The following is a 13,613-nucleotide window of genomic DNA, read 5'->3' on the forward strand; positions in this document are numbered from 1 at the left end:
GAGAGTAGGACACCGCCGAACAACACTTCACAGAAATGCCCCGCAACCAGCAGGTTGCGGGGCATTTCTGCGCTACGTCAGCAGTATGTCCCGGGGGATCTGCATCTGCCCGAGATGCTGCGCGAGTTCATGGACGACGTGCAGCAGCACCCATTGCGGCGTCACGGTGGCGAGATCCACGTCGGCGGTGGTGCCCTGGGCATCCCGGCAGGCAATGCCGTCACGCACCATCTGCACGGACCACCTCTCCATGTCGGCACGGGTCGCCTCGATGCGGACGAGAAGGTCGTCGACGGTTCCGGTCGCGCTGAATTCGGAGGCCCGATCTCTGGGCAAGTCGAGGCCACAGCCGAGTGTGCCGAGCCACCATCGCGTCATTTCCACGCAATGGTGCGCCACGGCATACGGGGAGTTCGAGCCGGCGACCGGAAGCCGCCGGTGGACGTCGGGATCGGCGAGATCCTCGATCACGCCGACCATCGCGGTCCAACATTTCTCGGCGGTCGCCAAAGTGGCGGCGGTCCACGGATCCATGGCGACGACCCTTCCATACCGCGCCACGCGGAATGGTCACGGGTTCGCGCGGTTCTAACGTGCTCGCGCGGCTGGTCGACCAGCCGCGCGAGCACGGTCCGCGGGAACCAGCTGCGGGCCGCACGAACCAGCTGCGGGCCGCGCGAACCCAGCTTCCTTTCGGTGGTCGCGGGCCGAGCCGGCACCGCGAGTTCAGCGCGAATCATTACCGACTATTCGTGCGGTAACCCGATGCGGGGTTAGTATTGTGGTGGATGAAGGGAAGGCGACGAGATGGCGAGACCGACGAGGGTCAGCGGGCCGTGCCAGGCATGGCCGGAGGAGAGTGCGTTCATCCGCGAGGTGCTCGACCGGATCGGCGACAAGTGGACGATGCTGATCGTCAGCACGCTCGACGGCGGGCCGCTGCGTTACTCCGAACTGCAGGCGAGCATCCCGGGGATCTCACAGCGGATGCTGACCCAGACGCTCAAGCTCCTCGAACGTGATGGGCTGATCACCCGGACCGCATACCCCGAGATCCCCCCGCGGGTGGAGTACGAGCTGACGGATCTCGGCCGGTCCCTGATGAACGCGGTCATGGCGATGGCCGGCTGGGCCGTCGCCCATCACAGCGAGATCGCCAGTAACCGGGCGGCCAGCGAACTCACCGGAGTGGGCCGCGGCAGGGCTCCGGTCGGCGCGTCCGCCGGCTGATCCGCGCGGTCCCGCTACTTGTTCCAGCAACTGGCGATGGGCGGAGCATGGGCGGCGCAGGTCGGACCATACCTCGACGACGACCGGCGATCCTTCGCGTTCCGATAGCTGCTCATAGTTCACCTCACTGGTAGTGCGTAACGCCATCGTGAGTGAGATGACAAGCATCTACAAAAGGCACTTTGACGTGCGTCAGGCTCGGCAGAAACGACGTCACCAGAAACGTCGGGTGCACTGCGTCCCACACGTGCCGGAACGTGCCGGCCGCGATGCTCGCGATCTCGTCGGCTCGGGCCCGGCCGCGTTCGGCGATGTAGGTGCCCCCGGCCAGGCGCCGCCATCCGAGCGCGCGTAGTTGCTCGACCTGGAGCAGGTAGTGCTCGACGGTCGGATCCAGCGTCGCCGGGTGTAGCGTTGCCCGCACTCGGTGCGCGCCGGTGAACGCGAAGTCGACCCGGCCGTGCAGGCCCTCGTGGATGGTCGGGTCCTGTGCGATCCAGGCGGTCGCACCGTCGGCGAAGTCGCGCAGGTGCGCGGCGAGCACTGCCTCGAAGTTCTGCCAGCCATCATCGACGGATGTATCGAAGTCGTTGGTGCGCATCATTTCTCCCTCCGGTCGGCCAGGGAGTGGTCCCCCTTGAGGCCTACGGTATGCCACGGATACGACACTCCCGGTCCGACTCGGGCGACACCGGACGGATGGAAAGTCAGCGCAAACGTGCCCCCGGCCGTGGGGCCGGGGGCACGATCGTCGGTGTCGGGAACCGATGGTTACTTGAGCTGGCCGGCCGCGATCTGGTTGGCGAACTCGGGGTGGTTGTTGAGCCACTCGGTCACCGCGCCGTCGGGGTTGTTGCCCGCGTACTTCTGGGTCATCAGGTTCTCGAGCTCCGAGAGATCGGCGTCGGGGAGAACCAGGTTCTTGAACAGCTGAGCCGCCTTGGGAGCCTTCTCGGAGAAGCCCTTGGTCGCCCAACTCCAGATGCCTTCCTTACCGCCGAGGGCTCCCTTCGGGTCGGCGAGGTCACGAATCTTGAACGCCGAGTAGGCCCAATGCGGCTTCCACAGGGTGACGGCCACGTTGGAGCCGTCGGCCTCGGCCTTGCGGATCGAGGCGAGCATCGCCGCCGTCGAGGACGTGGTGAAATTGAGGCCCTGCAGCCCGTACTGCGGGATCACATCGTTCTTGACGATCCCGGTCTCACCGGCGCCCGGTTCGATGCCCACGAGCGTGTTGTTGAACTGAGAGGCCATCGTCTTGAGGTCGCCGATCGACTGGGCCGGCGACGAGTTATTCACGGCGATGGTCAGTTTCGCGCTGTCATACCAGCAGCTGAGTGGCTCGAGCTGGTTGCCGTAGCGATCGATGTAGGTCTTGTGCGTCTTGGGCAGCCAGACGTCGGTGAGCACGTCCACGTCGCCCTTTGATGCGGCGGTGAATCCGGCTGCGGCGTCGAGTGTCTTGATGTCGACGGTGTAGCCGTTCTTCTGCAGCACGTCCTTCATCAGATACGCGGTGGCCGCCGACTCGTCCCAACCGCTGAACGCGCCGATGGTGATGTTCTTGTCGTCACCGGCGCCGAGACCGCCCGCGGGTGCCCTACCGTCGGTCAGAGAGCAATTGGCGTACTTCGAGGCGATGTCGTTGGTGGAGCTCGCACCGCCGCCGGAGCCGCTGTCGGAGTTGGAGTTCGATGCTCCGCAACCGCTGAGTGCGAGCGCACCGACCGTGACGGCGGCCGCGACCGCCCCGAGCCTACTTCTGATATTTCTCATCTGTACTTACCCTCTTTCACTACTTCATTGGGTCTTTCAGAGCTTCCCGACGCGTCCGCGGTCGCCGATCGCCGCGCTGAGTCGATCGAGGTAGACGGCGATGATGACCACGGCGAGACCGGCTTCGGCCCCGAGTGAGAGATTGAGGGTCTGCAGTGCCTCGTTGACCTGGCCGCCCAATCCGCCGGCTCCGGCGAATCCGGCGATGACCACCATCGACAGCGCGAGCATGATGACCTGGTTGACGCCGGCCATGATCGTCTTCATCGCCAGCGGGATCTGGATCTGGGTGAGGATGCGCCGCGGGCTGGAGCCGAATGCCTGTCCGGCCTCGACGACTTCGGGATCCACCCCTCGGATGGCCAACTCGGTCAACCGGATTCCCGGCGGCATCGCGAACACCAACGTGGAGACGACGCCCGGGGTCGGGCCGATACCGAACACGATGATCACCGGCACCAGGTAGACCAGGCCGGGCAGGGCCTGCATCAGGTCGAGGATGGGCCGCACAATCGAGGACACCACCCGGCTACGCGCGGCGAGAATGCCGATGGGCAGGGCGATGATCAGGGCGATGATCACCGAGACCAGTACCAGCGCAATGGTGTTCATCGCGTTGACCCATTGGTCGAACGCGCGGATGAAATAGAAGCCGATCACCGTGAACACGGCCAACTTCCAGCCTCGCCGCAGGCCGGCGGCCAGCAGCGCCAGCACCGCGAAGATCGCGATCATCACGTAGTACGGCGGAGACGACAGCACGGTGTTGAAGGCGTCGTAGAGTCCGGTGATCACCGTCTTGATGGCGTCGAACAGCCAGCCGGCGTGCTGGGTCAGCCAGTTGAAGGCGTCCTCGATCGCATCGCCGACGTGAATGCGCGGGTTCATGAAACTCATGCGTTTTCCTCCCCGCGCGGGACGAGCGCGGCCAGCAGACCGACCCGCGGGATGACGCCGCGTAACCGGCCGTCGTCATCGGTGACCACCAACGGGACCGGCGATTCGGCGGATGGCGCGAACAGTTCGGCGACCGGTGTGGATTCGTTCACCTGGACGAGGGTTTCGGTGCGCACCAGCGTTCGCAGGTCCCCGACGTCGGCGTTGACCGCGGCGACGGCCTCCTCGTCGACGACGTAGCCGAGGAGTCGGCCGCGTTCGGTCACCAGCACCCCGCCGACCTGCTTCTGCCGCATCTCGTTGATCGCGCCGCGTGGACCGGCGGTGACGGGCACGACTGCGGCGGCGGGCTCCATCACCGAGCCGGCGGTCAACACGCGGGTGCGGTCGACCTCGGCGGTGAACTTGGCGACGTAATCGGTGGCCGGGTCGGTGAGAATCTGCTCCGCGGTACCGATTTGGACGATCCGGCCCGACCGCATGACCGCAATCCGATCACCGACGTACATGGCTTCGTTGAGGTCGTGGGTGATGAACACGATCGTCTTGCCGAGGCTGGACTGCAATTCGATGAGCTGGTCTTGCATTTCGCGGCGAATCAGTGGATCGAGAGCCGAGAATGCCTCGTCCATCAACAGGATCGGGCTTTCGGCGGCCAGCGCGCGAGCGAGCCCGACACGCTGTTGCATGCCGCCGGAGAGCTGGGAGGGATAGCGGTCGCCCCAGCCCTTCAGGCCGACGACCTCGAGCCAGTGATCGGCGCGTTCGAGACGTTCGGATTTGGATACGCCCTTTTCGCGCAACGCATACGCCGCATTGTCGCGAACCGACCGGTGCGGCAGCAGCGCGAAATGCTGGAACACCATCGAGATCGAGTCGCGGCGGATCTGACGGAGTTGCTTGTCGCCGACGGTGGTGAGGTCGATGTCGCCGACGAAGACCGAGCCGGCCGTCGGCTTCCACAGGCCGTTGAGTGTGCGGATCAAGGTCGACTTGCCCGACCCGGACAGGCCCATCACCACGAAGATCTCCCCGGGCGCCACGTCGAAGGTGGCGTCGATGACGGCTGCGGTACCGAACTCTTTGACGTCGTCGGCGTCGGCGCCGTCACGCAGGCGTTTGATTGCCTCGCCGGGTCGCCGGCCGAACACCTTGTAGACGTGGTCGGCGCGCAGCGCGGGTCCGGCGTCGGGCGCCGCGCTCGTGGCGTCACTCTCGGGCGAGATGGTCAAACCTTCCCCTTCCGGCGGGTGTTCAGACGTTGTGCATTGCCCAACAGAATTCGGTGTTGGCAACCGGACACCCTTAGTCACCCTAAACAGCAGCTGAGTGACAGGTATGAGGTACCCCACGATCGAACCACATACTTCTCCGTCGAGCAGTGGAGTGCGAGCGCCTCGGTGGAACTATCCGGTATGTGGCGAATGCACGATATCCGTGCCCGGCCGGCAGCGTGTCGGACATCAGGAATTCGACGCGGCGGCCGACTTTCGGGCGGCGGTGTAGGTGCGCGCGGCCTCGGCGTCCGAATCGACCTGTGGCGGCGAACCACGCAGCGGCTGACGTGCGGATTCACGGAGAAACCAGATCGCGACCAGACCCACCACGCCGCTGGCGATCAGATAGAAGCCGGGTACCAGTCGATTGCCGGTGAGACTGACCAGGGCCGAGGTGATCAATGGGGTGGTGCCGCCGAACAACGACACCGCGATGTTGAACCCGATGGAGAGCGCACCGTAACGCACCGACGTCGGGAACAGGGCAGGCAGAGTCGAGGCGGTGGGCGCGGCGAAGCACGCGAGGATCGCGCCCAAGACCACACACGCCACGATCGGCGCCCAGATCGCGTCCATCCCGAGCAGGATGAAGCACGGGACGGCAACGATGATCTGGATGACCGCGCCGATGGCGAAGACGGGACGCCGGCCGATGTAGTCGCTGACCCGGCCCAGTGCCAGGATCAGTGTCACCACCACGAGCATCGCCAGCAGCACCAAGAGGTCCGAGCTGAGCTGACTGCGTCCGATGACGTCGGTGAAATAGGTCGGCAGATATGCGGTGACCATGTAGTTGGTGACGTTGTAGAGAATCACCACCCCGACACACACCAGCAGCGGCCGCCAGAATCGGACGAAGATCGCGCCGATCTCACGTCCGGCACTCTCGGTCTGCTTGACCTTCGCGTCGTGCTCGTCGAGCTGTTTGCGATAGGCGGGGGTGTCTTCCAGGCGCAACCGCAGATAGAGCCCGATCAGTCCCATCGGGCCGGCGATGAAGAACGGGATCCGCCAGCCCCACGAGAGCATGACGTCGTCGCCGAGTGCGGCGTTGAGGATCGTGACGACCAATGATCCGAGCGAGTAGCCGATGAACGTTCCGAAGTCGAGCCAGCTGCCGAGGAATCCGCGGCGGCGGTCCGGCGAATACTCGGCGATGAACGTGGTCGCCCCGCCGTATTCGCCGCCGGTGGAGAAACCCTGCACCATGCGGGCCACCAGCAACAGGATCGGCGCCCAGATACCGATCACCCCGTAGGAGGGGATCAGGCCGACCGCGAACGTGCCCGTTGCCATCATGATCATGGTCGTCGCCAGCACCTTCTGCCGGCCGATGCGATCGCCGAGCGGGCCGAAGAAGAACCCGCCGAGCGGCCGCACCAGAAATGCCGCGGCGAAGGTCCCGAAGGTGGCGAGTAACTGCACGCTGGACGAGGCGTCGGGGTAGAAGACCTTGCCGAGGGTAGCGGCGAGGTAGCCGTATACCCCGAAATCGAACCACTCCATCGTGTTTCCGAGCGCGGAGGCAGTGATCGCCCGCTTGAGCATCGGCTGATCGACGACGGTGATCGACTCTTGCGTGAGCGGTGGTTTGCGGCCTATCAACAGCCCCAGCGCCCGCAGATGACGGTCGACGACGTGCTCGTGCGCCCAGCGCACGAGAGACGGCCTGCGGCCGTCGGGTGCAGGATCAGGCATTTCCTCAGCCTAGATAGTGAAGGTCCGTGCCGTCCTGCGAAGTGTTCAGCGCGGGGGCGGTGCTCGGATATCGTCGATGGATGGAGCTGCCGAAACCCCGCCTGGAACCGCGTCGGCGTGTCGTTCCGGCGGCGGGCGCGTTGCCCGCGCCGACGCGGCCGTTTCCGCCGGCTCGGCTGATTCCGCTGCCGGGACGGGCACCCGAGGACGTGGTCGTCGGCGCCGATGGTCAACTCTATTGCGGGCTCGAGGGCGGGGCCATCGTGCGCGTCGATCCGACGACGCTGCGGACGGAGGTGGTCGCCGACACCGGCGGCCGGCCACTCGGGTTGCTCGCATATGACGACGGATTGATCGTGTGCGACTCGCATCGGGGGCTGCTGCGCGTCGACCCGGCCACCGGGAGCGTGGACGCCCTCGTCGAACGCGTCGACGGTGTGCCGCTGCGGTTCTGTTCGAATGCGGCGCTCGCCCCGGACGGCGCGATCTGGTTCACCGAATCGTCCACGCGGTTCGGCTTCGAGCACTACATGGGCGCGTTCCTCGAACACCGGCCGTCCGGGCGGCTCCTGCGGCGTGACCCGGACGGGACGGTCACGGTGATCCACACCGAGCTGGATTTTCCGAATGGGCTGACACTGGCGCCGTCGCAGGACGCGCTGATCATGGTCGAAACCGGGGGCTATCGCATCAGCCGCGTGCGCCTCGCCGACGGTGCGACGACGACGCTGACCGCCAACCTGCCCGGGTTCCCCGACAACCTGTCGATCTTCCGGGACGGACTGGCCTGGGTGGCCTTCACCAACCCGCGCAGTGCTGCCCTCGACCGCGCCGGCCGACTACCGGGCTGGGTGCGCCGGGCCATCTGGCGTCTGCCCGACGCGCTCATCCCCGGCCCGCGCGAGGCCATCTGGGTGCGGGCCATCACCGAACACTGTGAAACGGTGCACGATATCCGTTCGGTCCGAGGCGATTTCGCGATGGCCACCGGAGTCGTCGAGCACGACGGGTTCCTCTATGTGGCCGGGCCGCCTCAGGGAGCGCTGCTGCGGCTCGATCTCTCCGGATCCGCGCCCGAGGCCGACAACCGCGCCTGATCGGCGCCGCCGGGGGTTCGAAGGTTGGGGGGTCGAAGATTGCCTCGCGGCAATCCGGGGTACGCACACGCGGTATTCACATATCTCGGAAGGTGGCACCGATGACACTGCCCGACGGTCTGTGGGGTGAGCGGACACCATACGGACCCGGCGACCCCTGGCCCACTCGCGCCGACGTACAGCTGGCCGACGGGATCGGCGAGTCCGACGTCGAGCGGTGGGTGCCGACAGCGTCGGTGCTGCACTCCAACGGTGACGGCCTCGACCTCGCAGTGCGCGGTGAGCAGATCGTCGGTGTGCGCGGATCGACCGGCGACCGGATCAACCACGGGCGCCTCGACGTCAAGGATCGGTACGGATGGCAGGCCACCGCCTCGGACGACCGGCTGACGCGGCCGCTGATCCGGTCCGGCGGGCGACTGGTCGAGACCGACTGGGAGACCGCGATGGGTCGCGTGGTCGATCACAGCCGCCGGCTTCTGCAGAGCTACGGGCCCGGTTCCATCGGCTTCTACACGTCCGGGCAACTGTTCCTCGAGGAGTACTACACGCTGGGCGTGATCGCCCGCGCGGGGATCGGCACCAACCACATCGACGGCAACACCCGGCTGTGTACCGCCACTGCCGCCGAGGCGCTCAAGGAGTCGTTCGCCTCCGACGGGCAGCCCGGCACGCTCGCCGACATCGACCATGCCGACGTGATCGCCCTGTTCGGCCACAACATCGCCGAGACGCAGTCGGTGTCGTGGATGCGCATCCTCGACCGCCTCGCCGGCAGCGATCCGCCGTCGCTGCTGTGCGTCGATCCGCGGCCGACTCCGGTGGCGCGGCACGCCGCGATCCATCTGGCGCCGCTGCCGGGGACGAATGTGGCGTTGATGAACGGTCTGCTGCACGAGATCGTGGCGCACGGCTGGATCGACCGCGACTACATCGACGCGCACACCGTCGGTTTCGCCGAACTGGAGAAGCAGCTCGCCGACTATCCGGTGGAGCGGGCCGCCGAGATCTGTGGTGTCGATGCCGGCGAACTCCGCGCGGCCGCACAGCTGCTGGGCGGCGCGCAGCGATTGATGTCGACTGTGCTGCAGGGCTTTTACCAGTCACATCAGGCGACAGCAGCGTCGGTGCAGGTGAACAACCTGCATCTCGTCCGGGGCATGCTGGGCCGGCCGGGTTGCGGCGTGCTGCAGATGAACGGCCAACCCACCGCGCAGAACACCCGGGAATGCGGCGCCGACGGCGATCTCGCCGGATTCCGCAACTGGGCCAACGACTCCCACATCAAGGAGCTCGCCGAGCTGTGGAACGTCGATCCGTCGCAGATCCCGCACTACGGTCCACCGACGCACGCGATGCAGATGTTCCGCTACGCCGAGCAGGGCTCGCTCAAGATGCTGTGGGTCTCGGCAACCAACCCGGCGGTGTCGCTACCCGAATTGACCCGCATCCGTTCGGTTCTCGCCCAGCACCGGTTGTTCCTGGTGGTGCAGGACATCTTTCGCACGGAGACGGCCGAGTTCGCCGATGTTGTCCTGCCGGCCGCCGCGTGGGGCGAGAAGACCGGCACCTTCACCAACGCCGATCGCACCGTGCACCTCTCGGAGAAGGCCGTGGACCCGCCAGGGCAGGCGCGCTCGGATCTCGACATCTTTCTCGACTACGCGCGCCGAATGGACTTCCGCGACAAGGACGGTCAACCGCTGCCGCCGTGGACCGACGCCGAGTCGGCGTTCCGCGCGTGGCAGGCGTGCAGTGCCGGTCGGCCGTGCGACTACACAGGCATGAGCTACGACGCGCTGCGCGAGCGCGGCGGCATCCAATGGCCATGTACCGCAGATACTCCCGAAGGCACCGAACGTCTCTACACCGACGGCCGGTTCTGGAGTGCGCCCGATTACTGCGAGGCATATGGCAAGGATCTGGTGACCGGCGCCCCGGTCGAGCCCACCGAATACCGGGCGCTCAACCCTGATGCGAGGGCGATCATCAAGGCCGCCGAGTACCTGCCGCCGCACGAATGCCCGTCGGACGACTATCCGTTCGCACTCATCACCGGACGCATCATCTACCAGTTCCATACCCGCACCAAAACCGGCCGCACACCGCAATTGGACGGTGCCGCACCAGATGTGTGGGTGGAGATGTCGTCCGAGGATGCCGCCGACCACCACGTCACCGACGGCGACCGCGTGGAGATCACCACCCCGCGCGGGGTGGTGCATGCCGTTGCTCGCATCACCGACATGCGGCGGGGCGTGCTGTTCGTGCCGTTCCATTACGGCTACTGGGATGAGCCCGACGATCACCCCACCGACCGTGCCGCGAACGAACTCACCATCACCGACTGGGATCCGGCATCCAAGCAGCCGCTGTTCAAGACCGCGGCTGCGGCACTGAGACGGTGTCCACCGGAGGCTGAACGCCCTGGGGAAACCGTCAACACCGGTGGAGATGCGTCATGAACAAGCTCGGTGTGGTCCTCCGCGAGCTGCACCGGAGCGAATTGCACCTCGCCCGTGACCTCGACGCGGTGTCTCGTCGACACAAGGCCGATCACGAGATCTACTACGTTGCAGGAGATGTCGCCGGATGGTCGCGCGAGCATGTCCGCCGGATCGCCGAGGCGGCAGCCGACATGAACATCGACCTGTCCGCCCGGCCGCGCACCGCAGCACGTGCCGGTGAATTCGCCGAACGATTCAGTGACCTCGTCGCGAGACGACCGGAGCCGTCGCTGCTGCTCCTCGTCGATCTTCGCCGCCTGCACCAGCGAGCCGCCGGGGTGTCGATCGACTGGGAACTGCTCGCCCAAGGCGCCCAGGCAACCAAGAACGCCGACCTGCTCGAGTTGGCGTCGCAGTGCCATCCCGAGACGCTGCGCCAGCTCCGGTGGACCAACTCGATGCTGAAAGTGCTCTCACCGCAAGCACTGATATGAAGTTCTCAAGGAACGGTTGCGGTCCCGGCAAGCCGGGGTGCAGGGTCAGGAAGTTATTGTGGCGAAGCCTGTTTCAGGGCTGTTGGTGTCAGGCGGCGTCGTTGAGGTGCAAGGTGCGTCGGTTGTAGGCCGGAAGTGGTCGTCGCCGGGGGTCGACGGAGGCTGGTGGGACCAACCATGGGTGCCGGTCGAATCCCATCACCACATCCCAGCCAAGGTCGTGTACATCGTGGTGGCACGCGGTGCACAGCAGGCACCCGTTGTCGAGGTCGGTGGGGCCACCATCAACCCAACTGACGAGGTGGTGCGCCTGCGTGCGCGAGGCGGGCGCACCGCATTTGATGCAACATTTGTCGCGCAGCAGCAACGCTTTTCGCTGTGACGGCGTGAACAACCGCTTCTCCCGTCCCACGTTCAACGGCACTTCCTCGCCGTCGATGATGGCGACGGTGATCGCGGCATCACAACCCAACGTTCTCGCCGTGGCGGGCGTGACCGATCCCATGAACTCGAGCGCGGACAGCTGTGGGGCACCAGCAGGAATGGTCAGCAGGACGCCGCCGGTCGGCTTGCACGACACGGTCTCATCAGCAAGACCTCGTTCAGCGAGTTCGAGGACCGTTTCGAGAGCATCGGCGCGTCTACGTTCGACCGGACGCGGGTCGTGTGACCCGTCGGGCTGCGGCTTTGGCGCGGACAGTGTTTCGACGAGACTGTGCAGCTTCTCCCCGGCGACGGCGTCGAGATTGGCGCGCACGTCGAGGCGTCCGTCGCTGGTCTTGTGGTAGCCGAGTTCGTTGATCGTCTTGTCTTCGGCGGCGGGTGCGCCGCCGGTGTCGTCGGCAACAAGGTTGCCGAGTTGGCGTGCATGCTTGCCGATTTCGGCGGGACTCATCCCGGACAACGCCTGCGACACCAATGAGCGGGTGTGGTCGCGGCGCTCTTCGGGGGTGACGGGTTCACCGGCGCGGGAGTCGATATGGGTGAGTCCGAGAACAATGGCGTCGGCGTGGTCGAGGGATATCGCACCGTCGACGGTGTGGATGCGTAGTCCGTCGAGCTCCTTCGTGGTGCCGATGCGGACTAGCCGCCCGGCGACGGCGGGCGCGATTCCCATGGTGATCAACAGTTGTCGCACCGACCGGCCTTGGGGCGCGGTCACCTTGAGACGGTCGAACTCGCCGGTCAACGTCGCGGCGAGGTGATCGACCTTGTTGCGCAAGATGATCAGTTGCTGCATCGCCGCGAACGCCTCCCGCGAACCGATGTCCGCGCGAAACGTGCGGTCGTCGAGTTGTTTGATGAGACACGCGAATGCATCTGCAGACAGTGATGGCGTAGCTGTGGTGTCGTCGATCATGGAATCCCCCCTGGATGATCTTGCGATGGGTCCAGTGTAGCAGAAGATTCGTTCGATTGTCAGGTCTTGTGGAATCAATCCACAAGGACCGCAACCGCTTTCGTCCCACCAGTGAACAGGAGCCACACGCCTCCGTCGACGGCGAGTCGGATCAGAGCCGTTCGATGATGGTGGCGTTGGCCAGTCCGCCGGCTTCGCACATCACCTGCAGGCCGTAGCGACCGCCGGACTGCTCGAGATTGTTGAGCAGGGTGGTCGCCAGGCGGGCGCCGGACGCGCCGAGCGGATGACCGATGGCGATGGCACCGCCGTTGATGTTGACCTTGGCGGGGTCGGCGCCGGTCTCGTGCAGCCAGGCCAGCACCACCGACGCGAACGCCTCGTTCACCTCGAACGCATCGATGTCGTCGATGCCCAGACCTGCTCTCGCGAGGACCTTTTGGGTGGCGGGAATGATCCCGGTGAGCATGTAGATCGGGTCGTCGCCGGCGACGGCGAAGGAGTGGATGCGGGCCCGCGGTGCAAGACCGAGGCGCTGCGCGGCGGCGTCGCTGGTGATGAGTACCGCGGCCGACCCGTCGTTGACCGGCGAACTGTTGCCGGCGGTGACGCGCCAGTCGAGCTCGGGGTAGCGCTGTTCCCAGAACTCGTTGCGGAACGCGAGGCGCAACCCGGCGAGAGTGTCGACGCTGGAGTCACCGCGGACGGTCTCGTCGACGTGCAGATCGGTGACCGGGGTGATCTGGGAGTCGAACAGCCCGTCCTTCCACGCGCGGGCCGCACGCTGGTGCGACGTCGCCGCGAACTCGTCGAGCTGAATGCGGGAGAGGTCCCAGCGATTCGCGATCAGCTCGGCACTGATGCCTTGCGGCACAAGGCCGTCGGGGTATCGCGCCGCCACCTTGGTGCCGAGGAAGTCCTTGCTCTCCGACTGGGACCCGATCGGGACGTGGCTCATGGATTCGACGCCGGAGGCGATCACGACGTCGTAGGCGCCGGCTATCACGCCCTGCGCGGCGAAGTGGATGGCCTGCTGGCTCGAGCCGCACTGCCGGTCGACGGTGACGCCCGGCACGGATTCGGGGAATCCCGCCCCGAGCAGCGCCCACCGCGCGGTGTTGCCGGACTGCTCGCCGACCTGCCCGACGGCCCCGCTGATCACGTCGTCGACGACGGCTGGATCGATATCGTTGCGCGCCACCAGGTCTGTCAGGACGTGGGCGTGGAGGTCGACGGGGTGCAGATCGGCGTAGGCGCCGCCGAGCTTGCCCTTGGCGATCGGTGTACGGACGGCGTCGACGATGACGGCTGTGTTCATGACTTGTCCTCTCGGAACT

The 13,613-nt window shown here is 66.1% G+C and carries 12 protein-coding genes; 4 read left to right on the forward strand and 8 right to left on the reverse strand.

The features are described 5' to 3' along the window. Window positions 1-72: 72 nt before the first annotated feature. Window positions 73-534 carry a DUF664 domain-containing protein gene (locus tag ACPXB3_RS18000; protein ID WP_425728870.1) on the reverse strand — a complete coding sequence of 154 codons (462 nt, stop codon included), beginning with the start codon at window positions 532-534 and terminating at the stop codon, window positions 73-75. Between the two features lie 273 nt (window positions 535-807). Here ACPXB3_RS18000 and ACPXB3_RS18005 point away from each other — a divergent pair, with 273 nt between their 5' ends. Next, window positions 808-1,230 carry a winged helix-turn-helix transcriptional regulator gene (locus tag ACPXB3_RS18005; RefSeq protein ID WP_425706808.1) on the forward strand — a complete coding sequence of 141 codons (423 nt, stop codon included), beginning with the start codon at window positions 808-810 and terminating at the stop codon, window positions 1,228-1,230. Between the two features lie 124 nt (window positions 1,231-1,354). On the opposite strand, the gene ACPXB3_RS18010 is transcribed toward ACPXB3_RS18005, so the two are convergent. The 5 genes from ACPXB3_RS18010 to ACPXB3_RS18030 all read right to left on the reverse strand — a co-directional run bounded on the left by ACPXB3_RS18010 (window position 1,355) and on the right by ACPXB3_RS18030 (window position 6,878). Further along, window positions 1,355-1,831 carry a TY-Chap domain-containing protein gene (locus tag ACPXB3_RS18010; RefSeq protein WP_425728872.1) on the reverse strand — a complete coding sequence of 159 codons (477 nt, stop codon included), beginning with the start codon at window positions 1,829-1,831 and terminating at the stop codon, window positions 1,355-1,357. 170 nt (window positions 1,832-2,001) lie between these two features. After that, on the reverse strand, window positions 2,002-3,006 hold the full coding sequence (locus ACPXB3_RS18015; protein WP_425706810.1) for a glycine betaine ABC transporter substrate-binding protein: 1,005 nt from the start codon (window positions 3,004-3,006) through the stop codon (window positions 2,002-2,004). A gap of 36 nt (window positions 3,007-3,042) precedes the next feature. Beyond that, entirely contained in the window at window positions 3,043-3,903 is an 861-nt protein-coding gene (locus ACPXB3_RS18020) for an ABC transporter permease (RefSeq protein WP_425706811.1), read from the reverse strand. Further along, entirely contained in the window at window positions 3,900-5,135 is a 1,236-nt protein-coding gene (locus tag ACPXB3_RS18025; RefSeq protein WP_425706812.1) for a quaternary amine ABC transporter ATP-binding protein, read from the reverse strand. Before ACPXB3_RS18025 ends, ACPXB3_RS18020 begins: the two co-directional genes overlap by 4 nt. A 231-nt stretch (window positions 5,136-5,366) precedes the next feature. Beyond that, entirely contained in the window at window positions 5,367-6,878 is a 1,512-nt protein-coding gene (locus tag ACPXB3_RS18030) for an MFS transporter (RefSeq protein ID WP_425706813.1), read from the reverse strand. Between the two features lie 80 nt (window positions 6,879-6,958). On the opposite strand from ACPXB3_RS18030, the gene ACPXB3_RS18035 reads away from it, so the two are divergent. The 3 genes from ACPXB3_RS18035 to ACPXB3_RS18045 all read left to right on the forward strand — a co-directional run bounded on the left by ACPXB3_RS18035 (window position 6,959) and on the right by ACPXB3_RS18045 (window position 10,916). After that, on the forward strand, window positions 6,959-7,975 hold the full coding sequence (locus ACPXB3_RS18035) for an SMP-30/gluconolactonase/LRE family protein (RefSeq protein WP_425706814.1): 1,017 nt from the start codon (window positions 6,959-6,961) through the stop codon (window positions 7,973-7,975). Between the two features lie 101 nt (window positions 7,976-8,076). Then, window positions 8,077-10,440, forward strand: a complete 2,364-nt coding sequence (locus tag ACPXB3_RS18040; RefSeq protein WP_425706815.1) for a molybdopterin oxidoreductase family protein — start codon at window positions 8,077-8,079, stop codon at window positions 10,438-10,440. Beyond that, complete coding sequence (locus ACPXB3_RS18045) at window positions 10,437-10,916, forward strand: hypothetical protein (protein WP_425728874.1); 480 nt, start codon at window positions 10,437-10,439, stop codon at window positions 10,914-10,916. The genes ACPXB3_RS18040 and ACPXB3_RS18045 overlap by 4 nt, the downstream gene beginning before the upstream one ends. An 88-nt stretch (window positions 10,917-11,004) precedes the next feature. Here ACPXB3_RS18045 and ACPXB3_RS18050 read toward each other — a convergent pair whose 3' ends face one another. Together ACPXB3_RS18050 and ACPXB3_RS18055 are read right to left on the reverse strand one after the other, a co-directional pair. Further along, window positions 11,005-12,276: a DUF222 domain-containing protein gene (locus tag ACPXB3_RS18050; protein ID WP_425728876.1), complete on the reverse strand. Its 1,272-nt coding sequence runs from the start codon at window positions 12,274-12,276 to the stop codon at window positions 11,005-11,007. A gap of 151 nt (window positions 12,277-12,427) precedes the next feature. Continuing rightward, window positions 12,428-13,594, reverse strand: a complete 1,167-nt coding sequence (locus ACPXB3_RS18055; RefSeq protein ID WP_425728878.1) for a thiolase family protein — start codon at window positions 13,592-13,594, stop codon at window positions 12,428-12,430. Window positions 13,595-13,613: the final 19 nt, after the last annotated feature.

The organism is Gordonia sp. DT219 (genome assembly GCF_049847065.1).
In the GTDB taxonomy this organism is placed as follows: domain Bacteria; phylum Actinomycetota; class Actinomycetes; order Mycobacteriales; family Mycobacteriaceae; genus Gordonia.

Coding starts and splice junctions, on each gene's coding strand:
- ACPXB3_RS18000 (WP_425728870.1), bottom strand. CDS start 534: ATGGATCCGTGGACCGCCGCCACTTTGGCGACCGCCGAGAAATGTTGG.
- ACPXB3_RS18005 (WP_425706808.1), top strand. CDS start 808: ATGGCGAGACCGACGAGGGTCAGCGGGCCGTGCCAGGCATGGCCGGAG.
- ACPXB3_RS18010 (WP_425728872.1), bottom strand. CDS start 1,831: ATGCGCACCAACGACTTCGATACATCCGTCGATGATGGCTGGCAGAAC.
- ACPXB3_RS18015 (WP_425706810.1), bottom strand. CDS start 3,006: ATGAGAAATATCAGAAGTAGGCTCGGGGCGGTCGCGGCCGCCGTCACG.
- ACPXB3_RS18020 (WP_425706811.1), bottom strand. CDS start 3,903: ATGAGTTTCATGAACCCGCGCATTCACGTCGGCGATGCGATCGAGGAC.
- ACPXB3_RS18030 (WP_425706813.1), bottom strand. CDS start 6,878: ATGCCTGATCCTGCACCCGACGGCCGCAGGCCGTCTCTCGTGCGCTGG.
- ACPXB3_RS18035 (WP_425706814.1), top strand. CDS start 6,959: ATGGAGCTGCCGAAACCCCGCCTGGAACCGCGTCGGCGTGTCGTTCCG.
- ACPXB3_RS18040 (WP_425706815.1), top strand. CDS start 8,077: ATGACACTGCCCGACGGTCTGTGGGGTGAGCGGACACCATACGGACCC.
- ACPXB3_RS18045 (WP_425728874.1), top strand. CDS start 10,437: ATGAACAAGCTCGGTGTGGTCCTCCGCGAGCTGCACCGGAGCGAATTG.
- ACPXB3_RS18050 (WP_425728876.1), bottom strand. CDS start 12,276: ATGATCGACGACACCACAGCTACGCCATCACTGTCTGCAGATGCATTC.
- ACPXB3_RS18055 (WP_425728878.1), bottom strand. CDS start 13,594: ATGAACACAGCCGTCATCGTCGACGCCGTCCGTACACCGATCGCCAAG.